The sequence below is a fragment of the Burkholderia sp. NLJ2 genome, from assembly GCF_049487195.1.
GTDB lineage: Bacteria > Pseudomonadota > Gammaproteobacteria > Burkholderiales > Burkholderiaceae > Burkholderia > Burkholderia pyrrocinia.
Window position 1 is genome coordinate 2,328,210 of the sequence record NZ_CP137808.1, and the last position, 19,422, is coordinate 2,347,631.

The following is a 19,422-nucleotide window of genomic DNA, read 5'->3' on the forward strand; positions in this document are numbered from 1 at the left end:
CAAGATACTGATTTAAAACAACTAAAAATTTACGCAATTCCTGAGACGGCCCCTGTTTCACCCCCGTCGACTTGCCTAGACTCTTATACAAGACTTCACGAAACGGAACGCATCGCTTCCGGCTTCGCGAACAGCATCACATCGCCGGATTCGATCCATCAGGCAACACACCGCATCAAGGAGCTCATCATGTCGCGTCAGCAACAGGCACAGGAACTGCAAAGGCAATGGGAAACCGATCCGCGCTGGAAGGGCATCAAGCGCGGCTACTCGGCCGAGGACGTGGTCCGCCTGCGCGGCTCGATCCCGATCGAGCACACGCTGGCCAAGCGCGGCGCGGAAAAGCTGTGGAGTCTCATCAACAACGAGCCGTTCGTCAACGCACTCGGCGCGCTGACCGGCAACCAGGCGATGCAGCAGGTGAAGGCCGGCCTGAAGGCCATCTACCTGTCCGGCTGGCAAGTGGCCGGCGACGCGAACGTCGCGGGCGAAATGTACCCGGACCAGTCGCTGTACCCGGCGAACTCGGTGCCGCTCGTCGTAAAGCGCATCAACAACACGCTGACGCGCGCCGACCAGATCCAGTGGTCGGAAGGCAAGAACCCGGGCGACGAAGGCTATGTCGATTTCTTCGCGCCGATCGTGGCCGACGCGGAAGCCGGTTTCGGCGGCGTGCTGAACGCGTTCGAACTGATGAAGGCGATGATCGAGGCCGGCGCGTCGGGCGTCCACTTCGAAGACCAGCTCGCGTCGGTGAAGAAATGCGGCCACATGGGCGGCAAGGTGCTCGTGCCGACGCGCGAAGCCGTCGCGAAGCTGTCGGCTGCGCGTCTCGCCGCGGACGTGATGGGCACGCCGACCGTGCTGGTCGCACGGACCGACGCGGAAGCGGCCGACCTGATCACGTCCGACGTCGACGACAACGACAAGCCGTTCCTGACTGGCGAGCGCACGGTGGAAGGCTTCTTCCGCACGAAGCCGGGCCTCGAGCAGGCGATCTCGCGCGGTCTCGCGTACGCGCCGTATGCCGACCTGATCTGGTGCGAAACCGGTAAGCCGGATCTCGAGTACGCGAAGAAGTTCGCGGAAGCGATCCACAAGCAGTTCCCGGGCAAGCTGCTGTCGTACAACTGCTCGCCGTCGTTCAACTGGAAGAAGAACCTCGACGACGCGACGATCGCGAAGTTCCAGAAGGAACTCGGTGCGATGGGCTACAAGTTCCAGTTCATCACGCTGGCCGGCTTCCATGCGCTGAACTACTCGATGTTCAACCTCGCGCACGGTTATGCCCGCACGCAGATGAGCGCGTTCGTCGAACTGCAGCAGGCCGAGTTCGCGGCAGCCGACAAGGGCTTCACGGCCGTCAAGCACCAGCGCGAAGTCGGCACCGGCTACTTCGACGCGGTGACGCAGACGGTCGAGCGCGAAGCATCGACGACCGCGCTGCACGGCTCGACCGAAGACGAACAGTTCTTCGACGGCAAGAAGGTCGCGTAACGCGCGCAGGCGTCATGCCGATGCCCGCCCCGTCTCGCGACGGCGCGGCATCGGCCACCGAACAACAATCAGGGAGGAGACGGCAGGCGCGCGATGCAGATTGCGCGACCGGCCGCGCGGCCCGCGGGCCGCCAGCAACGACGCGCGCCGGCTTTCGTCCGGCGCGCCCTTTTTCTGCGATGCCGATCCTGCTGCCATCTGCGCGGCTGCAACCGGCACCGCCCTACCGATAGACGATCACCGGAATTTTCGTATGGGTCAGCACGCGCTGCGTCTCGCTGCCGATCAGCAGGCTGCCGAGCCCGCGACGTCCGTGGGACGCCATGAAGATCACGTCGCAACCGCCGCGTTCGGCCGCCTCGATGATGCCGAGATACGGCGACGGATGCACGCTGGTCCACGTGTCGCAGACGACGCCGGCCGCCGTCGCGGCCGATTCGACCTCGTCGAGATGCGCGCGCGCCTCGCGCTCGCTGCGCGCCCGGAAATCGGCGGGCGGCTCGATGATCACCTCGGAAAACGGCGAGTACGGATACTGCGGCAGGCACGCGTAGGCCGTCACGCGCGCGCCGACCGCACGAGCCAGGTCGATCGCGCCGTCGATCGCTTTCTGCGACAGTTCGGAACCGTCGGTTGGAACGAGGATGTGCCGGAACATCGCGCCCTCCTTCGTCAATCGCACTCCGCGCGCCGCGATCCCGTCCGGGCCGACCGCGATGCGTCGCGCGTGCCTCTTACGATTGTAGTGTGCGAAACCGCGCAACCGGCACCGGCAGCGGGTTCGCCCTCATATCGGAAACGCGCGGGCACGCGCGGCCTATTCGCCCCAATAACCCGGCCGCTCGTACGTGTGCTTCAGGTAATCGAGAAACAGGCGTACGCGCAACGGCAGGTGCCGACGCTGCGGAAATACCGCGTGGATGCCGATCGGCGGCGCGGCGAACGCGTCGAGCACGCTGACGAGCCGGCCGGCCGCGATGTCCTCGCCGACTTCCCACCACGAGCGCCATGCCAGGCCGTGGCCGGCGAGACACCATTCGTGCAGCACCGCGCCGTCCGAGCACTCCATCGTGCCGTTCACGCGGATCGACACGACCTTGTCGTCCTCCTGGAACGCCCAGCCGCGTTGCTGGTTCGCGTTCGCCGCGAGCGCGAGGCAGTTGTGCCGCGCCAGCTCCGCGAGCGTGAGCGGCATGCCGCGCCGCGCGAGATACGCGGGAGACGCGACGCACACGCGGCGATTCTCGCCGAGCTTCAGCGACACCAGCGACGAGTCGGGCAGTTCACCGAGCCGCACCGCGCAATCGAACCCCTCGTTGACGAGGTCGACCATCCGGTCGGACAGGTCGAGCGTGACCGACACGTCCGGATGCCCGACGCTGAATTCGGGCACGAGCGGCGCGACGTGCCGCCGGCCGAAACCGGCCGGCGCGGAAATGCGCAGGTGGCCGCTCGCCTTGACGCCGCCGGCGGACACGCTCGCCTCCGCGTTCTGCATGTCGTTGATGATCCGCTGGCAATCCTCGAGGAATGCCGACCCCTCGAACGTCAGCGTGAGCTTGCGCGTCGTGCGCACCAGCAGCTTGACGCCGAGCCGCTCCTCGAGCGCGTCGAGGCGGCGGCCGATGATCGCCGGCGCGACGCCTTCCGCGTGCGCGGCCGCCGACAGGCTGCCTTTCGCCGCGACCGCAGCGAACGTTTCGATCTGTTTGAACCGGTCCATGACTCGCAGGGACGGCGCTGCCGTCCTTCAAATGGCTTAAGCCGCTCAAGATTAGGTATATGAAAGTAAAAGATCAAGTGATGATTAGCGTCTTTTTTAGTACCTACGATCACGAATAGAATCGACTCGACCTCTGAAACTGGAGCGCAAGGCTATGTCGGCCACAACGACACTCTCCTCTCCCGACGCAATCCTCTTCGACGCATTCGGCACGTTGTTTGACGTGCATGCGGTCGTGGCCGCGGCAGAGCAGATGTTTCCCGGTCACGGGGAACGGTTGTCGCAGCTGTGGCGACGCAAGCAAATCGAATACTCGCAGCTGCGCACGCTCGCCGATCCGGCCGGCGCCCGCTATCGCCCGTTCCGGGACATCACGCTCGACGCGCTGCGGTTCGCCGCGCGCGCGCTCGGCCTCGCGCTGAACAGCGCGGCCGAGAAGCGGTTGATGGACGAATACGCGTGCCTGTCCACCTATCCCGATACGGTGCCCGCGCTGCGCAAGCTGCATGCGCTCGCGCCGCGCCCGCCGCTCGCGATCCTGTCGAACGGCAACCCGCAGATGCTCGACATCGCGATCAAGAGCGCCGGCATGTCCGGGCTGTTCGATCGCGTGCTGTCGGCCGACACCGTGCGCGCGTACAAGCCGAGTCCGGCCGTCTACGCGCTCGGCACCGCTGCGTTCGGGCCGAACCCGCGCGGCATCGTGTTCGTGTCGTCGAACGCCTGGGACGTCGCCGGTGCCGCGTGGTTCGGCTACACGACGTTCTGGCTCAACCGCACGGGTGCGCCCGCCGAGGAACTCGGCGCGCCGCCCGACGGCACGGGCACCGGCATGGCCGACCTGCTCGCATTCCTCGCCACCCCGGCTCCGTCCGGCAGACACGCAAACCGCACGCGCCCCGGCCCGGGTGCATGACGCTCGCAGCTGCCGCCTTCCCCCTTCACCGAAACCGCAACTGACCGACCAAGGAGATGAGACTCATGAGCACCCCGATCACGCTGCCGCAAGGCATGACGATCACCGGCGAAATCAAGCCGGGTTACGAAGCGATCCTGACGCCCGACGCGCTCGCACTCGTCGCAGCGCTGCACCGCACGTTCGAACCGCGCCGCCAGGCGCTGCTGCAGGCGCGCGTCGAGCGCACGCAACGCCTCGACGCAGGCGAGCGCCCGGACTTCCTGGCCGATACCAAGGCGATCCGCGAAGGCGACTGGAAGGTCGCGCCGCTGCCGGCCGACCTGCAATGCCGCCGCGTCGAGATCACGGGCCCCGTCGAGCGCAAGATGATCATCAACGCGCTGAACTCGGGCGCCGATTCGTACATGACGGACTTCGAGGATTCGAACGCGCCGAGCTGGACGAACCAGATCGACGGCCAGATCAACCTGAAGGACGCGGTGCGCCGCACGATCTCGCTCGAGCAGAACGGCAAGTCGTACCAGTTGAACGACAAGGTCGCGACGCTGATCGTGCGTCCGCGCGGCTGGCATCTCGACGAGAAGCACGTGACGGTCGACGGCCAGCGCGTGTCCGGCGGCATCTTCGATTTCGCGCTGTTCCTGTTCCACAACGCGAAGGAACTGATCGCGCGCGGCTCGGGCCCGTACTTCTACCTGCCGAAGATGGAAAGCCATCTCGAGGCGCGCCTGTGGAACGACATCTTCGTCGCCGCGCAGGAAGCGGTCGGCGTGCCGCGCGGCACGATCCGCGCGACGGTGCTGATCGAGACGATCCTCGCCGCGTTCGAGATGGACGAAATCCTGTATGAACTGCGCGAGCACAGCTCGGGCCTGAACGCCGGCCGCTGGGACTACATCTTCTCGGCGATCAAGAAGTTCAAGAACGACCGCGAGTTCTGCCTCGCCGACCGTTCGAAGATCACGATGACGGTGCCGTTCATGCGCGCGTACGCGCTGCTGCTGCTGAAGACCTGCCACAAGCGCAACGCGCCGGCGATCGGCGGGATGAGCGCGCTGATCCCGATCAAGAACGATCCGGAAGCGAACGACAAGGCCATGGGCGGCGTGCGCTCGGACAAGCAACGCGACGCGACCGACGGCTACGACGGCGGCTGGGTCGCGCACCCGGGCCTCGTGCCGATCGCGATGGAAGAGTTCGTCAAGGTGCTCGGCGACCAGCCGAACCAGATCGCGAAGCAGCGCGACGACGTGCAGGTCGAAGGCAAGAACCTGCTCGACTTCCAGCCTGAAGCGCCGATCACCGAAGCCGGCCTGCGCAACAACATCAACGTCGGCATCCACTACCTTGGCGCGTGGCTCGACGGCAACGGCTGCGTGCCGATTCACAACCTGATGGAAGACGCGGCGACCGCCGAGATTTCCCGTTCGCAGGTGTGGCAATGGATCCGCTCGCCGAAGGGTGTGCTCGACGACGGCCGCAAGGTCACGGCCGAACTCGTGCGCGAATACGCGAAGGTCGAGCTCGACAACGTGAAGCGGTCGGTCGGCGGCAACACGCAGCCGTACGAGCGCGCCGCGGCGATCTTCGAGAAGATGTCGACGTCGGAAGGTTTCACCGAATTCCTGACGCTGCCGCTGTACGAGGAAATCTGACGAAGCCGAGCGCTGCGATCGTCGGCCGGCCACGTGCCGTCGGCAGTCGCACGCGGTGACGGCATGAAAAAAGCGCCCCGCGGGGCGCTTTTTCTTTTGCGGCAAGACCAGCTGCCGCGCCGACACTCAGGCAGCTGCCCGCTCGCGCCGGTGCTGGACCCAGTCGCCCGACGCGATGCGCGGACGCCCGTTTGCCGCATGGGCGGCGACCGGATAATACAGGCATGCGTACTGGCGTCCGCCGAGCTCGACGGTCACCTCTTCCGGCTTGAACAGCGTGTCGACGCCCGGATAAACGCGCTCGATCTCGTCGAGCACGGGAACGAGCCGCTCGTCGACCTCGTACACGTCGCCCCAGACCAGCGACTTGCCGGCCGGCCCGACGATCATCCCCGGATACGTGCCGAAATCGTACAGTTCGCCCGGCAGCGCGACCGCACCAAGCAGCGTCGGCGCGGCAATTCCGTGCCGTGCGGCCGCATGGCTGATGTCGTTGGTCTCTCCGGCTCTCAGGGTGCCGTAGACGAATACGTGGCGCATCGTGGTTCTCCTCTTCGATTCGTGTGTTGCCGTGTCAGGTCAGCATGACCGCGCTGACGAGCACGCCGCCAGTGCGTGCGCGCGACGCGGGCGCGACTCGTACGCGATGCGTGCGAAATGGCGCACGCATCGATAGACCACGGGATCGGCCCGATGGTTCTGACCGGCAAGCGCGCGGCCCCGAGAAGTCGCGCCGAATTCGCCCGGCCCCATACAAAGTTCATTTGACCACGGCATGATCGGCAGAAAAACCGCCGCATGCGCTTGCGCGGCGCCTTCTAAAATAACGCATCGCCGCCGCGCCGCCCGAACCGTCCATGAATCCGCCCGTCCAAGCCGACGCATCGAACCCATACGACGTCATCGACATCCCGCCCGAATTCGCGCCGACCGCCGTCCACCCGATGCGCGTACGTGCGCGGCAGGTCGACGCCGGCCGCCGCATCCCGCTGCACACGCATGCGTGGGCGCAGCTCGCGTACGCGTCACGCGGCGTGCTGCGCGTCGCGACGACCGGCACGACGTGGATGGTGCCGCCGTCCCGCGCGATCTGGGTGCCGCCGCGCGTGACCCACGAGGTCGTGATCGTCGAGGAAGCGTATTTGCGCACGCTGTATATCGACGAATCGATCGTGCCGGACGGGCTCGACGCATGCCGCGTGGTCGAAGTGACAGGATTGCTGCGCGAACTGATCGTCGCACTCGATGCGCGCGACCTGAGCACCGTGCGCGAGCACCTGCTGTGCGGACTCGTGCTCGACGAACTGAGCCATGCCGAGCCGTTGCCGCTCGCGGTGCCGATGCCCGACGAGAAACGACTGCGCATGCTGTGCGAATCGGTACTCGCGCAACCGGCGCATGCGGAATCGCTCGAACACTGGGCAAGCGAGGTCGGTGCGAGCACGCGCACGATTTCGCGGCTTTTCAAGCAGGAACTGGGCGTGAGCTTTTCGCAGTGGCGCCAGCAGGCGCTGCTGGCGCGGGCCATCCCGCTGCTGAACCAGGGACGCCCGCTGTCGCATATCGCGCGCGAACTCGGCTACCAGAGCCAGAGCGCGTTCTCGGCGATGTTCCGCCGCGCATTCGGCGAAAGCCCGCGCGCGTTCATGCTGCGCGGCTACGAGCATCGCGGCGCGGAAGGTCGCCTTGTGGACGACGAAATGCCGGACGACGACGCGATCGACGCTAAGCGCTGACCGCTGCGCTCCGGTTCGTCGGCCCTTCAGACCGGCCGCACCATGTGGCGAATCGAGCCGAGCTGCGCGAGCCGCGACCCGGCTATCCGGTAGCCCATGCGCAGGTAGAGACGCGCGGCCGGATTGTCGACGAACACACGCAACTGCAGTTCGTGCAGCCCGCGCGCGCGCGCCCAGCGGTGCGACATGTCGAGCATGTAGGTACCGGCGCCCTGCCCGCGATGGCCGGCCGCGATCTGGACGTCGCGGATATGCAGCGAGTCGCCTTCCTCGGTCACGCGCAGCACGCCGATGCGCTCGCCGTCGGCTTCGAGGATGAAGTTTTCGGATTCGCGCCAGCTTGCATAGAACAGGTCGCTGCGCCATACGAGCCCATGGCGCTTGTAGTAGCCACCCATGTTGCCGTGCGTCAGCGCTTCGGCAAACGGGAAATCGCCGGGCTCCGCGGGCCGGAGCTGATACAGGAGTCGCAGGTCGGTGGGATCGAGCATCGCGCAGGGGTCAAGAACGCATCCCGCCACGATAGCGCAGTCGCGTGCGGATGCAATCGCGGATTTCTCGTAGCAGTGCGGCGCCTGATGCCAGGATCGAAGTGCGCAACGGGCGCAACCGGAAGCCCAAATGAAAAAGCCCGCACAAGGCGGGCTTCTTCATTTTTTGGCGGAGCGGACGGGACTCGCCTACATCCCGCAGGCCGCGGCTGCGCTTGCACGCGCAGCCCTTCGAGTCCCGCCGGAAGCCGCGCAGGCGGCTTCCTCCACTCCGCAGTCACGCGCCCGCCAGCGGGCGCAACCGGAAACCCAAATGAAAAAGCCCGCGCAAGGCGGGCTTCTTCATTTTTTGGCGGAGCGGACGGGACTCGAACCCGCGACCCCCGGCGTGACAGGCCGGTATTCTAACCGACTGAACTACCGCTCCAGTCTTGCTGCTTGCCTGGCAGGCGTCGGTTGCTTCCTGCCGGCGCATCGTTTGTTCGAACGACGCCGAAATCTGGCGTCCCCTAGGGGATTCGAACCCCTGTACTCACCGTGAAAGGGTGATGTCCTAGGCCTCTAGACGAAGGGGACAACGTACTGCTTACATCCTTAATGCAAAAGCCCGTTCAAAAACGTTCTTTGAACGGGCTTCGTTCTGGCGGAGCGGACGGGGCTCGAACCCGCGACCCCCGGCGTGACAGGCCGGTATTCTAACCAACTGAACTACCGCTCCAGCTTTCCTTACCCCACTTGCAGGACATCGTTCACGCCCTGCAAGCGTCGCGACACTTCTACGAAACGCCGCTGAATCTGGCGTCCCCTAGGGGATTCGAACCCCTGTACTCACCGTGAAAGGGTGATGTCCTAGGCCTCTAGACGAAGGGGACAACGTACTGCTTACATCCTTAATGCAAAAGCCCGCTCAAAAACGTCTTGAACGGGCTTCGTTCTGGCGGAGCGGACGGGACTCGAACCCGCGACCCCCGGCGTGACAGGCCGGTATTCTAACCGACTGAACTACCGCTCCAGCTTTCTTACCCAACCCGCAGGACGTCGGTTACGTTCCTGCAAGCCTCGCGACACTTCTACGAAACGCCGCTGAATCTGGCGTCCCCTAGGGGATTCGAACCCCTGTACTCACCGTGAAAGGGTGATGTCCTAGGCCTCTAGACGAAGGGGACAAAATCTTTTCAGATCTGTCTGACTTTCGCTATTCACTTCTCATCAACAGCGAAGGCCGGAATTCTAACTGCTTTAGATCATTCTGTGAAGCATTTATTACTACCACTGCTGCTTCGCAAACCAATCCAATTTGTTCTGTTGGTGGAGGTAAGCGGGATCGAACCGCTGACCTCTTGCATGCCATGCAAGCGCTCTCCCAGCTGAGCTATACCCCCTTGCAGAACAGAAATGAGATTATATGGACCGACTTTGAACTTGTAAATACCCTTTTTGCGATTCGAGCGAAATTTTTTGCGAAGCTGCCGCGATCTCACGCGCAGACAGCCTCGCTCACGCACGAACTCAGGCCAGCGCGGCCTCGATACGCGACACCACGACGTCACGACCGAACAGCACGAGCACCGCATCGATCGACGGCGTATGCGTGGTGCCCGCCACCAGCAGGCGCACCGGCATCGCGAGTTGCGGCATCTTCAGCTTGTGCGTGCCGAGCGTCGCCTTCAGCGCAGCGGACACCGCTTCCTTCGTCCAGTCGGCCGCCTTCAGCGCAACGACGAGATCGGCCAGCGCCGGCCGCACCGCATCGGTCACGTGCTGCGCGAGCGCGTCGGCTTCCGGCGCCGGCACACGGTAGAACATCGCGGCGCCTTCCGCGATCTCCTTGACCGTCGTCGCGCGGTCCTTCATCAGGCCGACCACGGTGTCGAGCGCCGGGCCCGTCGCGATCGCCGCGTCGTCGATGCCGAGCGCGTCGAGGAACGGCTTCGCGAGAACGGCGAGGCGCGCATTGTCGGCTTCCTTGATGTAATGCGCGTTCAGCCAGCTCAGCTTGCTGTGGTCGTACTGCGCGGGCGACTTGCCGAGATGCTCGAGATCGAACCATTCGACGAACTGCTCGCGCGAGAAGATCTCCGCGTCGCCGTGCGACCAGCCGAGACGCGCGAGATAGTTGACGACGGCTTCAGGCAGGAAGCCCGCGTCGCGATACGCCATCACGCTCATCGCGCCATGCCGCTTGCTCATCTTCTCGCCCTGCTCGTTCAGCACGGTCGGCAGGTGCGCATAGACGGGTGCCTCGCCGCCGAGCGCATTCAGGATGTTGATCTGGCGCGGCGTGTTGTTCACGTGGTCGTCGCCACGGATCACGTGCGTGATGCCCATGTCCATGTCGTCCACCACCACGCAGAAGTTGTAGATCGGCGTGCCGTCCGGGCGCGCGATCACGAGGTCGTCGAGTTCCTCGTTCGAGATCTCGACGCGCCCCTTCACGGCGTCATCCCACACGACCGTGCCGGCCAGCGGATTGCGGAAGCGCAGCACGGGCTTCACGCCTGCCGGCGGCTCGGGCAGCACCTTGCCGGGCTCCGGACGCCACGTACCGTCGTAGCGCGGCTTCAGGCCGGCCTCGCGCTGGCGTTCGCGCAGCGCGTCGAGTTCCTCGGCCGACATGTAGCACGGGTACGCGAGACCCTTCTCGAGCATCTGCGCGAGCACCTCGCGATAGCGGTCCATCCGCTGCATCTGGTAGATCGGGCCTTCATCGAAATCCAGGCCGAGCCACTGCATCCCTTCGAGGATCGCATCGACCGCTTCCTGCGACGAGCGCTCGACGTCGGTATCTTCGATGCGCAGCACGAACGTGCCCTTCATCTTGCGGGCGAACGCCCACGGATAGAGCGCAGAGCGGATGTTGCCGAGGTGGATGAAGCCGGTGGGACTCGGCGCGAAGCGGGTACGGACAGGACGGGTCATAAACGGTAACTCGAACGCCTGGGGCGCATGAATGATTCGACGCGGGATCGACGGCGGCAGCCCGGACAGCAACGGGGCCGGCGACGCCCGGAACGGGAAAGAAGCCGGAATTATACTCGCGCCTGACATCGCGCCAAGCGCACCGCTTGCTTTATGATGTGCGCGCCGCAGCCGCCAGCCGGCACGGCGCCGGCCGCACGGAACCTGCCGCGCGGCCGCTCGGAACCTATCGCCGCCGCGGGCCGTGTAACCCGCCGCCAAGCCGCCGGAGAACCATTCGATGTCGTCCCCTCGCCTGTCGCGCCGCCACTTCACGATCGCGTGCGCGTCCGCCAGCCTCGCCGCCTGTACGTCGTTCGGCGGCAAGTCCCGTCCCGACAACGCATCCAACCCCGCGCAGCCGAACGAGAAGCCCGTGAAAATCGGCATCGCGCTCGGCGGCGGCGCCGCGCGCGGCTTCTCGCACATTGGCGTGCTGAAGGCGCTCGAGGCGCGCGGCATCCCGATCGAGATCGTCGCGGGCACCAGCGCGGGCTCGGTGGTCGGCGCACTCTATGCGTCGGGCATGAGCGCGCTGCAGATCAACAAGATCGCGCTCGACATGGACCAGGCGGCGATCAGCGACTGGGCGCTGCCGTTCCGCTCGCGCGGCCTCTTGCAGGGCGTCGCGCTGCAGAACTTCCTGAACAAGACGCTCAACAACCGGCCGATCGAGAAGATGGCAAAGCCGCTCGGCATCGTCGCGACGGATCTGCAGAGCGGCCAGCCGATCCTGTTCCAGCAAGGCAACACGGGGCTCGCGGTGCGCGCGTCGTGCAGCGTGCCGTCGGTGTTCGAACCGGTGAAGATCGGCAATCGCGAATACGTCGACGGCGGCCTCGTGAGCCCGGTGCCCGCGTCGTACGCGCGCAAGATGGGCGCGAGCTTCGTGATCGCGGTCGACATCTCGGCCCGGCCGGACGGCGCGGCGACCAACAACCCGATCGAGATGCTGCTGCAGACCTTCACGATCATGGGCCAGACGATCAAGACCTACGAACTCGACAAATACGCGGACGTCGTGATTCGCCCGAACCTCGCGGCCATGGGCGGCAGCGACTTCAACCAGCGCAACGCGGCGATCCTCGCGGGAGAGGAAGCGGTCGCGCGCATCATGCCGGAACTGCAGCGCAAGCTCGCGGCGGCGCGCGGCACGGCTGCCGCGTAAGAAGCACGCCATTCGCGGGACGGGACGGCATGCGCCGCCGCCCCGTGACCGACGAAACGACTTCCGCCTCATCGCCTGCGCAGGCCCCAAAACAAAAAACCCTGCCGCCTTTCGGTGACAGGGTTTTTTCGATCCGGTCCGACTGACCGGCGAACGTCAGTTGTTGCCGTTCGCCGAATCGTCGCCGAGCGTTGCGCGCACGCGCTGGCGCAGGTCTTCGGGTTTCATCGGGAACTGCGATTCGACCCGGCGCGCACCGGTGAAACGCTTTTCCCAGTAGCCGCTATCGAGATCGTCGACGCGAACGGTGCTGCCCGTCGACGGCGAGTGCACGAACTTGTTGTCGCCGATATAGATACCGACGTGCGAGAACGTGCGGCGCATCGTGTTGAAGAACACGAGGTCGCCCGGCTTGAGGTTACTCATGCTCACCTTCTCGCCGACCCGGCTCATCTCTTCCGCGCGACGCGGCAGCGACATGCCGAGCGTGTCCTGGAACACGTAGCGGACGAAACCGCTGCAGTCGAGGCCCGAATCCGGCGAGTTGCCGCCCCAGCGATAGCGCACGCCGATCATGTTCAGCGCGCCGACGACGACGTCGCCGGCCTTGCCCGCCATGCCGGCGAGGAACGACTTCGCGCCGCCGCTCGACGGCTGGGCACTGGTCTGCTGGAGGGAGGAACCCGACCCGTTTTGAGTCGAATTCGTGACATTCTGGTTAAAACTGCTGACTTCGTCGGCGAACGCGCCGGGAGCTGCTGCGAACAGGGCGCCGATGAACAGCCCTGCGATGGTGCGCGCGCATGCCTGGGTCAGGGATCGATGCTGCATTGGTCGATGGAATGTGCTTAAAAATCAGCTGATTGGCGGAAAATTTCGGTCGATACTAGCCAGCGCGTAATCGTTTGTCAAAACAAATTAAAAAATACAATCGAGATGGTCAGACCATTGGACGTCTATCACGCTTTCCAGACCGCTTTCAACAGCTTTTGTGTGTAAGGATGTGACGGCCTGGTGAAGATGTCGGTCACGTCTCCCGACTCGACGACGGCGCCCTCCTGCATCACCGCGACGCGGTGCGCCATCGCGCCGATCACCTCGAGGTCGTGGCTGATGAACACGTAGCCGAGGTTGTATTTCTGTTGCAAATTCGCGAGCAGTTTCAGCACCTGCTGCTGGATCGACACGTCGAGCGCGGAAGTCGGCTCGTCGAGGATCAGGATGCGCGGCTCCAGCACCAGCGCGCGCGCGATCGCGATCCGCTGGCGCTGCCCGCCCGAGAATTCGTGCGGATAACGGTGCAGCACCGTGCGGTCGAGGCCGACTTCGCGCAGCACCGCGAGCGATTTCGCGCGGCGCGCATCGGGCGTCATATCCGGGCGATGCAGCTCGAGCCCCTCGCCGACGATCCGCTCGATCGTGTGACGCGGCGAAAGCGAACTGAACGGATCCTGAAAGACGACCTGCATGTTCGAACGCAGCGCCGTCTGTTCGCGGCCGCGATAAGTCGACAGCGCGCGCCCCTGGAATTCGATCTCGCCGCCGACCGTCTTCTGCAGCCCGAGCAGCGCCATCGCGAGCGTCGACTTCCCGGAACCCGATTCGCCGACGATGCCGAGCGTCTCGCCCTGCCGCACCGACACCGACACGTCCGCGACGGCCGTCACGGGCACCGTACCGAACCAGCCCGCGAAGCCCGGCCGCTTGCGCGCGAACTGCACGCTCACATGGCGCGCGTCGAGCACGACGGGCGCGATCGGCATCACCGGCGCGACCGCGCGTTGCGGCCGGCTGTTCAGCAGCCGCTGAGTATACGGATGCTCGGGTTCCGCGAAGATCCGCTCGACCGGCCCGCTCTCGACGAGCCGGCCGTGCTCCATCACCGCGACGCGGTCGGCGAAGTGGCGCACCAGATTCAGGTCATGCGTGATCAGCAGGATCGCCATCCCGCGCTTTTCGGCTTCCTCGCGCTGCAGTTCCAGCAGCAGATCGACGATCTGCGCGCGGATCGTCACGTCGAGCGCGGTGGTCGGCTCGTCGGCCAGCAACAGCCGCGGCCGGCACGCGAGCGCCATCGCGATCATCGCGCGCTGCCGCTGGCCGCCCGACAACTGGTGCGGGTAGCTGTCGACACGCCTGTCGGGTTCCGCGATGCCCGTGCGCGCGAGCAGCACGATCGCGCGCTTGCGCGCCTCGACCGCCGATACGCCGTCGTGCAGCACGATCGTCTCGCCGATCTGCACGCCGATCGTATACAGCGGGTTGAGCGCCGTCATCGGCTCCTGGAAGATCATCGCGATGTCCGAGCCGCGCAGCCCGCGCATCTCGCGCTCGCTCTTGGCCGACAGGTCCTGCCCCGCGAAGCGGATCGCGCCGCTCACGTCGGCGTCGCGCAGCAGACGCAGGATCGACAGCGCGGTCACGCTCTTGCCAGACCCCGACTCGCCGACCAGCGCGACGCGCTCGCCGCGGCCGATCGCGAGCGTCACGTCCTCCACCGCGACCGTGTCGCCGAAGCGCACATGCAGACGCTCGAGCGACAGCAGCGGCTCGTCCGGCTTCGATACGCCCGTTTCGCTCATCGCTGGCCTCCCGCCGCGCGCACCGAATCGGCGATCCGCGTGTCGAGCGCGTTGCGCAGCGCGTCGCCCATGAACGTTAGCAGCAGCAGCGTCGCGACCAGCACGCCGAACGTCGACAGCGAGATCCACCACGCGTCGAGGTTGCCCTTGCCCTGCGCGAGCAGCTCGCCGAGGCTCGGCGTCGGCGGCGGCACGCCGAGCCCGAGGAAATCGAGGCTCGTCAGCGCGAGAATCGCGCCGCTCATCCGGAACGGCAGGAACGTGATTACCGGTGTGAGACTGTTCGGCAGCACGTGGCGCCAGATGATCTGCCAGTTCGTGAGCCCCATCGCGCGCGCCGCGCGGACGTAGTCCTGCGTGCGGTTGCGCAGGAATTCCGCGCGCACGTAGTCGGCCAGCCCGATCCAGCCGAACAGCGACAGCAGCACAATCAGCAGCAGGAAGCTCGGCTCGAAGATCGACGCGAAGATGATCAGCAGGTACAGCTCGGGCAGCGAGCTCCAGATCTCGATCAGCCGCTGCCCGACGATGTCGATGCGTCCGCCGAAGAAGCCCTGCACGGCGCCGGCGGCGATCCCGAGCAGCGTGCCGATCACGGTCAGGATCAGCCCGAACTCGACCGAGATGCGGAACCCGTACACGAGCCGCGCGAGCAGGTCGCGCCCCTGCGCGTCAGTGCCGAGCCAGTTCGCGCGCGACGGCGGCGCCGGGTTCGGCACGTTCGAGAAGTAGTTCAGCGTGTCGTAGTAATAGCGGTTCGGCGGGTAGACGACGAAGTTGCCGGGCGCCTCGAGCCGCTTGCGCACATACGGATCGAGATAGTCGGCCGGCGTCGGGAAGTCGCCGCCGAAGGTCGTCTCCGGGTACGTCTGGAACAACGGGAAATAGGTTTGGCCGTCGTAGCGCACGACGAGCGGCTTGTCGTTCGACCACAGCGGCGCCGCGAGGCTCGCGGCAAAGGCGACGACGAAGATCACGAAGCTCCAGTAGCCGAGGCGCTGCTGCGTGAAGCGCTGCCACACGCGGCGCGCGGGCGACGGCGACACGCGCGCACGCGCGGCGTCGATGCGGGACGACACGACGGCCCGGTTCATCGCGACCCTCGCCCGATGACGCCGGGCATGCGGACGGACTGTTTCATGTCAGCGCTCCAGGTTGTCGAATTGAATGCGCGGGTCGACCCACACATAGCAGAGGTCGGAAATCAGCTTGGTCGCGAGCCCGATCAGCGTGAACAGGTACAGCGTGCCGAGCACGACCGGATAGTCGCGCCGCACGACCGACTCGTACGACAGCAGCCCGAGGCCGTCGAGCGAGAACAGCGTCTCGATCAGCAGGCTGCCGGTGAAGAACGCGCCGATGAACGCGGCCGGGAAGCCGACGATCAGCGGCAGCATCGCGTTGCGGAACACGTGCTTCCACAGCACGCTGCGCTCGGAGAGCCCCTTCGCGCGTGCGGTCAGCACGTATTGCCGGCGGATCTGGTCGAGGAACGCATTCTTCGTGAGCATCGTGATGACCGCGAAGCTGCCGACGACCGACGCCGTGATCGGCAGCGCGATGTGCCACAGATAGTCGAGCACCTTGCCGACAAGCGACAGCCCGGCGAAGTTGTCCGACGTGAGCCCGCGCAGCGGAAAGAGCTGCCAGAACGAGCCGCCGCCGAACAGCACGAGCAGCAGCACGCCGAGCACGAAGCCCGGGATCGCATAACCGACGAGCACGACGAGGCTCGTCGCGACATCGAACGGCGAGCCGTTGCGCACCGCCTTCGCGATGCCGAGCGGCACCGATATGAGGTACGTGAGGAAGAATGTCCAGAGCCCGATGCTGATCGACACGGGCAGCTTCTGCACGACCAGCGTCCACACGCTCTGGTGGCGGAAATAGCTGTCGCCGAGATCGAAGCGCGCAAAGCGCTTCAGCATCAGCCAGTAGCGCTCGAGCGGCGGCTTGTCGAAACCATACAGCGCCTTGAGTTGCGCGAGCTGCTGCGCGTCGACGCCGGTGTGCGCACGCATCCCGAACGGCACCGCGCCCTGCTCCGTCGCGCCCTTGCGCAATTCCTGCACGGCCTGCTCGACCGGGCCGCCCGGCACGAACTGGATCACGGCGAACGTGAGGGTCAGCACACCGATGAGCGTCGGGATCATCAGCAGCAGGCGTTTGAGGATGTAGCTCCACATAGGGCGTCGACTCGTGATCGGTAGGCTGGGTTGGACGAAGGGCCGGCGCGGGTCAGTGAGCGGGCGTCGCCCACCAGGTCGACACGACCCAGCCCTCGGCCGAATAGTACAGCGGCAGCGTCTGCGGATAGGCGAGCGTGCGCTTGTACGCGATCCGGTGCGTCGTGCTGTACCACTGCGGGACCGCGTAGTAGCCGTGCATCAGCACGCGGTCGAGCGCGTGCGTCGCGTCGAGCAGCTCGTCGCGCGTCTGCGCGGCTCCGAGCGCGTGCAGCAGCGCGTCGACGGCCGGCGACTTCAGCCCGACGATGTTGTCGGAGCCCGGTTCGTCGGCGAACTTGCTGCCGTAGCGCGAGAACTGCTCGGCGCCAGGCACCTGCACGCCCGGCAAGCGGACCGTCGTCATGTCGTAGTCGAACGCATCGAGACGCTTTTGCAACAGCGCGAAATCGGCCGTGCGAAAGCGTGCTTCGATACCGAGTTTCGCCAGATTGCGCTGGTACGCGGTCACGACACCTTCCATCGCGCCGCCCGCATCGTCGAGGATCTCGAACGTGAACGGCTCGCCGTTCGCATTGCGCAGCGCGCCGTCGCGATAGGTCCAGCCGGCCTGTGCGAGCAGCGCGCGCGCCTTCAGCAGGTTCGCGCGCAGCGAGCCCGGCGGGTTCGTGTCCGGCTGCGTGACCATCGGGCCGAACACGGCCGGGTCGAGCTGCACGCGCAGCGGCTCCAGCAGCTTCAGCTCGCCTGCGCCCGGCGTGCCGGTCGCCTGCAGGTCGGTGTCGGCGAAATAGCTGTCGAGACGCGTGTAGGCGCTGTAGAACAGTTGCCGGTTCAGCCATTCGAAGTCAAAAGCGAGATCGAGCGCCTGGCGCACCCGCACGTCGCGGAACAGCGGCCGGCGCAGGTTCATGAAGAAGCCCTGCATGCCCGCGCCGTTGTGCTGGCGGAATTCGCGCTTGACGAGTTCGCCGCTGTCGAAACGCTTGCCGACGTCGCGTCGCGCCCAGTTGCGCGCGATGTATTCGACGAGCACATCGTATTCGCCGGCCTTGAACGCCTCGAGCCGCGCGACGCCGTCGCCGTACAGCTTGTAGACGATCCGCTCGAAGTTGTGGGTACCGATCCGCACCGGCAGGTCGGCGCCCCAGTACGCGGGGTTGCGCCGGTAGGTGATCGTGCGACCGTTGTCATAGCGCTCGATCAGGTACGGGCCGCTGCCGATCGGCTGCTCAAACGCGAGCTGGTCGAACGGGATGCGCGAACCGTCCGCGCGCAATCCCCACTTGCGCGAGAACACCGGCACGCCGCCGGCGATCAGCGGCAGCTCGCGATTCGCGCTGCGGAACTCGAAGCGCACGGTGGCCGGGTCGACGACCACGGCCTTCGCGATCTCCGCGAAATACGCGCCGAACTGCGGCGCGGCCAGCTTGCTCTTCAGCGTGTCGAAAGAAAACTTGACGTCGTCGGCCGTGACGCGATCGCCGTTCGAGAAGCGCGCGCGAGGATTCAGGTGGAACGTGACCGAACGGCGGTCGGGCGCGATGTCGATATCGTCGGCAAGCAGCCCGTACGCGGACGCCGGTTCGTCCGAGCTGCCCGTCGCCAGGCTCTCGAACAGCATGTCGATGCCCGGCGCGGGGTTGCCGCGCATCGTGAACGGATTGAACTTGTCGAACGACGTCAGCCGGCTCGGGTTCGCGAGCACGAGCGTGCCGCCCTTCGGCGCATCGGGGTTGACGTAGTCGAAATGCTTGAAGCCCGGCGGATACTTCGGCTCGCCGTACTGCGCAATGGCGTAGGCCGCGTGCGCGGCCGTCGCGGCAAACGCCGCCTGCATCGCAAACACCGCGGCAACGCGGCCGGCGGCCCGTGCGGCACGCAGCGCGGCGAAGCGGACGCGCGCGGCGGCGGCCCGGGGCGAACCCTTCGTCATAGAGGCCCTGTCGGTTGAATGAGGGGTGTAACGTGGGACGATTCTACCCATTCAATCCTTCGAGCCGAAAGAAAACCGCCACGCGGGCGGTTTCTTCATGAGCGGACGCACGCATCACGCGTGCGCCGCGTGTCGATCAGCGCCAGCCGTTGTGGCGGCCATTATCCCAGTGACCACGATCACGATCGCCGCCCCAGCCGCGGCCATGATGGCGATACCACTCGTCGCGGCCCCAGTAGCGACGGCCGTCCCAGTAACGATCGCCATGCCAGCCGATCACGATCGCCGGCCCCGGCACATAGACGGGTGCAGGTGCATACACGGGCGCCGGCTGGTAGATGACCGGCGGCGGAGGCGGCGGCACATACACGGGCGCGGGCGCGACGTAAACCGGTGCCGGCACGCCGACGTTGATCCCGACATTGACTCCCGCCATTGCTGCGCCCGACACGAGCAAGGCCGCCATACCGGTCAAGAGCGAGGCAACACGCAAGGTCTTCATGGATTCCTCTTCTGGTTGTGTCATGTGTGATTCGACTATAGCGGCAAGCGTGGTCTCCGCATATTTCAC

16 protein-coding genes and 7 tRNA genes are annotated in these 19,422 nt (G+C 65.8%); 5 read left to right on the top strand and 18 right to left on the bottom strand.

Going from position 1 to position 19,422, the window contains the following annotated elements:
• Nucleotides 1-189: 189 nt before the first annotated feature.
• A complete protein-coding gene (gene aceA, locus R9B84_RS10695; protein WP_065500996.1) occupies nt 190-1,497 on the top strand; it encodes an isocitrate lyase in 1,308 nt (435 codons plus the stop codon).
• A gap of 223 nt (nt 1,498-1,720) precedes the next feature.
• Here the strand turns inward: aceA and R9B84_RS10700 are convergent, their stop codons facing one another.
• Entirely contained in the window at nt 1,721-2,155 is a 435-nt protein-coding gene (locus tag R9B84_RS10700) for a universal stress protein (RefSeq protein WP_047901012.1), read from the bottom strand.
• A gap of 159 nt (nt 2,156-2,314) precedes the next feature.
• Nucleotides 2,315-3,220: a LysR family transcriptional regulator gene (locus R9B84_RS10705; protein ID WP_047898436.1), complete on the bottom strand. Its 906-nt coding sequence runs from the start codon at nt 3,218-3,220 to the stop codon at nt 2,315-2,317.
• 154 nt (nt 3,221-3,374) lie between these two features.
• Here R9B84_RS10705 and R9B84_RS10710 point away from each other — a divergent pair, with 154 nt between their 5' ends.
• Nucleotides 3,375-4,136: a haloacid dehalogenase type II gene (locus R9B84_RS10710; RefSeq protein WP_423757947.1), complete on the top strand. Its 762-nt coding sequence runs from the start codon at nt 3,375-3,377 to the stop codon at nt 4,134-4,136.
• Between the two features lie 65 nt (nt 4,137-4,201).
• Nucleotides 4,202-5,794 (top strand): malate synthase A, encoded by a 1,593-nt coding sequence (gene aceB / locus R9B84_RS10715; RefSeq protein ID WP_423757948.1) that lies wholly within the window; start codon nt 4,202-4,204, stop codon nt 5,792-5,794.
• Between the two features lie 126 nt (nt 5,795-5,920).
• Here the strand turns inward: aceB and R9B84_RS10720 are convergent, their stop codons facing one another.
• Nucleotides 5,921-6,334 (bottom strand): gamma-glutamylcyclotransferase family protein, encoded by a 414-nt coding sequence (locus tag R9B84_RS10720; RefSeq protein WP_423757949.1) that lies wholly within the window; start codon nt 6,332-6,334, stop codon nt 5,921-5,923.
• A gap of 317 nt (nt 6,335-6,651) precedes the next feature.
• Between R9B84_RS10720 and R9B84_RS10725 the strand changes: the two genes are divergently transcribed.
• On the top strand, nt 6,652-7,530 hold the full coding sequence (locus R9B84_RS10725) for an AraC family transcriptional regulator (RefSeq protein ID WP_423757950.1): 879 nt from the start codon (nt 6,652-6,654) through the stop codon (nt 7,528-7,530).
• A 26-nt stretch (nt 7,531-7,556) separates the two neighbouring features.
• On the opposite strand, the gene R9B84_RS10730 is transcribed toward R9B84_RS10725, so the two are convergent.
• The 9 genes from R9B84_RS10730 to gltX form a co-directional block, all read right to left on the bottom strand.
• The gene (locus R9B84_RS10730; RefSeq protein WP_423757951.1) at nt 7,557-8,021 is read right to left on the bottom strand and encodes a GNAT family N-acetyltransferase; all 465 of its coding nucleotides are present in this window, start codon (nt 8,019-8,021) and stop codon (nt 7,557-7,559) included.
• Nucleotides 8,022-8,371: 350 nt separating this feature from the next.
• Nucleotides 8,372-8,448: transfer RNA gene (locus R9B84_RS10735), tRNA-Asp, on the bottom strand.
• Between the two features lie 73 nt (nt 8,449-8,521).
• Nucleotides 8,522-8,597, bottom strand: a tRNA-Glu gene (locus R9B84_RS10740).
• A gap of 65 nt (nt 8,598-8,662) precedes the next feature.
• Nucleotides 8,663-8,739: transfer RNA gene (locus R9B84_RS10745), tRNA-Asp, on the bottom strand.
• A 78-nt stretch (nt 8,740-8,817) separates the two neighbouring features.
• Nucleotides 8,818-8,893 (bottom strand) — tRNA-Glu (locus R9B84_RS10750).
• 63 nt (nt 8,894-8,956) lie between these two features.
• A tRNA-Asp gene (locus R9B84_RS10755) sits at nt 8,957-9,033 on the bottom strand.
• 78 nt (nt 9,034-9,111) lie between these two features.
• Nucleotides 9,112-9,187, bottom strand: a tRNA-Glu gene (locus R9B84_RS10760).
• Nucleotides 9,188-9,327: 140 nt separating this feature from the next.
• A tRNA-Ala gene (locus R9B84_RS10765) sits at nt 9,328-9,403 on the bottom strand.
• Between the two features lie 127 nt (nt 9,404-9,530).
• Nucleotides 9,531-10,940: a glutamate--tRNA ligase gene (gltX, locus tag R9B84_RS10770; protein ID WP_423757952.1), complete on the bottom strand. Its 1,410-nt coding sequence runs from the start codon at nt 10,938-10,940 to the stop codon at nt 9,531-9,533.
• A 280-nt stretch (nt 10,941-11,220) separates the two neighbouring features.
• On the opposite strand from gltX, the gene R9B84_RS10775 reads away from it, so the two are divergent.
• Nucleotides 11,221-12,147, top strand: a complete 927-nt coding sequence (locus R9B84_RS10775; protein WP_047898442.1) for a patatin-like phospholipase family protein — start codon at nt 11,221-11,223, stop codon at nt 12,145-12,147.
• Between the two features lie 156 nt (nt 12,148-12,303).
• Here R9B84_RS10775 and R9B84_RS10780 read toward each other — a convergent pair whose 3' ends face one another.
• The 6 genes from R9B84_RS10780 to R9B84_RS10805 all read right to left on the bottom strand — a co-directional run bounded on the left by R9B84_RS10780 (nt 12,304) and on the right by R9B84_RS10805 (nt 19,353).
• A complete protein-coding gene (locus tag R9B84_RS10780) occupies nt 12,304-12,978 on the bottom strand; it encodes a C40 family peptidase (protein ID WP_423757953.1) in 675 nt (224 codons plus the stop codon).
• Between the two features lie 128 nt (nt 12,979-13,106).
• The gene (locus tag R9B84_RS10785) at nt 13,107-14,729 is read right to left on the bottom strand and encodes an ABC transporter ATP-binding protein (protein WP_423757954.1); all 1,623 of its coding nucleotides are present in this window, start codon (nt 14,727-14,729) and stop codon (nt 13,107-13,109) included.
• The gene (locus R9B84_RS10790) at nt 14,726-15,823 is read right to left on the bottom strand and encodes an ABC transporter permease (protein WP_423757955.1); all 1,098 of its coding nucleotides are present in this window, start codon (nt 15,821-15,823) and stop codon (nt 14,726-14,728) included. Before R9B84_RS10790 ends, R9B84_RS10785 begins: the two co-directional genes overlap by 4 nt.
• Before the next feature lie 48 nt (nt 15,824-15,871).
• Nucleotides 15,872-16,915, bottom strand: coding sequence for a microcin C ABC transporter permease YejB (locus R9B84_RS10795; RefSeq protein WP_423757956.1), 1,044 nt, complete (start codon nt 16,913-16,915; stop codon nt 15,872-15,874).
• Between the two features lie 52 nt (nt 16,916-16,967).
• The gene (locus R9B84_RS10800) at nt 16,968-18,851 is read right to left on the bottom strand and encodes an extracellular solute-binding protein (RefSeq protein WP_423757957.1); all 1,884 of its coding nucleotides are present in this window, start codon (nt 18,849-18,851) and stop codon (nt 16,968-16,970) included.
• A 136-nt stretch (nt 18,852-18,987) separates the two neighbouring features.
• Nucleotides 18,988-19,353, bottom strand: coding sequence for a hypothetical protein (locus tag R9B84_RS10805; RefSeq protein ID WP_423759989.1), 366 nt, complete (start codon nt 19,351-19,353; stop codon nt 18,988-18,990).
• Between the last annotated feature and the right edge of the window lie 69 nt (nt 19,354-19,422).

Coding starts and splice junctions, on each gene's coding strand:
- aceA (WP_065500996.1), top strand. CDS start 190: ATGTCGCGTCAGCAACAGGCACAGGAACTGCAAAGGCAATGGGAAACC.
- R9B84_RS10700 (WP_047901012.1), bottom strand. CDS start 2,155: ATGTTCCGGCACATCCTCGTTCCAACCGACGGTTCCGAACTGTCGCAG.
- R9B84_RS10705 (WP_047898436.1), bottom strand. CDS start 3,220: ATGGACCGGTTCAAACAGATCGAAACGTTCGCTGCGGTCGCGGCGAAA.
- R9B84_RS10710 (WP_423757947.1), top strand. CDS start 3,375: ATGTCGGCCACAACGACACTCTCCTCTCCCGACGCAATCCTCTTCGAC.
- aceB (WP_423757948.1), top strand. CDS start 4,202: ATGAGCACCCCGATCACGCTGCCGCAAGGCATGACGATCACCGGCGAA.
- R9B84_RS10720 (WP_423757949.1), bottom strand. CDS start 6,334: ATGCGCCACGTATTCGTCTACGGCACCCTGAGAGCCGGAGAGACCAAC.
- R9B84_RS10725 (WP_423757950.1), top strand. CDS start 6,652: ATGAATCCGCCCGTCCAAGCCGACGCATCGAACCCATACGACGTCATC.
- R9B84_RS10730 (WP_423757951.1), bottom strand. CDS start 8,021: ATGCTCGATCCCACCGACCTGCGACTCCTGTATCAGCTCCGGCCCGCG.
- gltX (WP_423757952.1), bottom strand. CDS start 10,940: ATGACCCGTCCTGTCCGTACCCGCTTCGCGCCGAGTCCCACCGGCTTC.
- R9B84_RS10775 (WP_047898442.1), top strand. CDS start 11,221: ATGTCGTCCCCTCGCCTGTCGCGCCGCCACTTCACGATCGCGTGCGCG.
- R9B84_RS10780 (WP_423757953.1), bottom strand. CDS start 12,978: ATGCAGCATCGATCCCTGACCCAGGCATGCGCGCGCACCATCGCAGGG.
- R9B84_RS10785 (WP_423757954.1), bottom strand. CDS start 14,729: ATGAGCGAAACGGGCGTATCGAAGCCGGACGAGCCGCTGCTGTCGCTC.
- R9B84_RS10790 (WP_423757955.1), bottom strand. CDS start 15,823: ATGAACCGGGCCGTCGTGTCGTCCCGCATCGACGCCGCGCGTGCGCGC.
- R9B84_RS10795 (WP_423757956.1), bottom strand. CDS start 16,915: ATGTGGAGCTACATCCTCAAACGCCTGCTGCTGATGATCCCGACGCTC.
- R9B84_RS10800 (WP_423757957.1), bottom strand. CDS start 18,851: ATGACGAAGGGTTCGCCCCGGGCCGCCGCCGCGCGCGTCCGCTTCGCC.
- R9B84_RS10805 (WP_423759989.1), bottom strand. CDS start 19,353: ATGAAGACCTTGCGTGTTGCCTCGCTCTTGACCGGTATGGCGGCCTTG.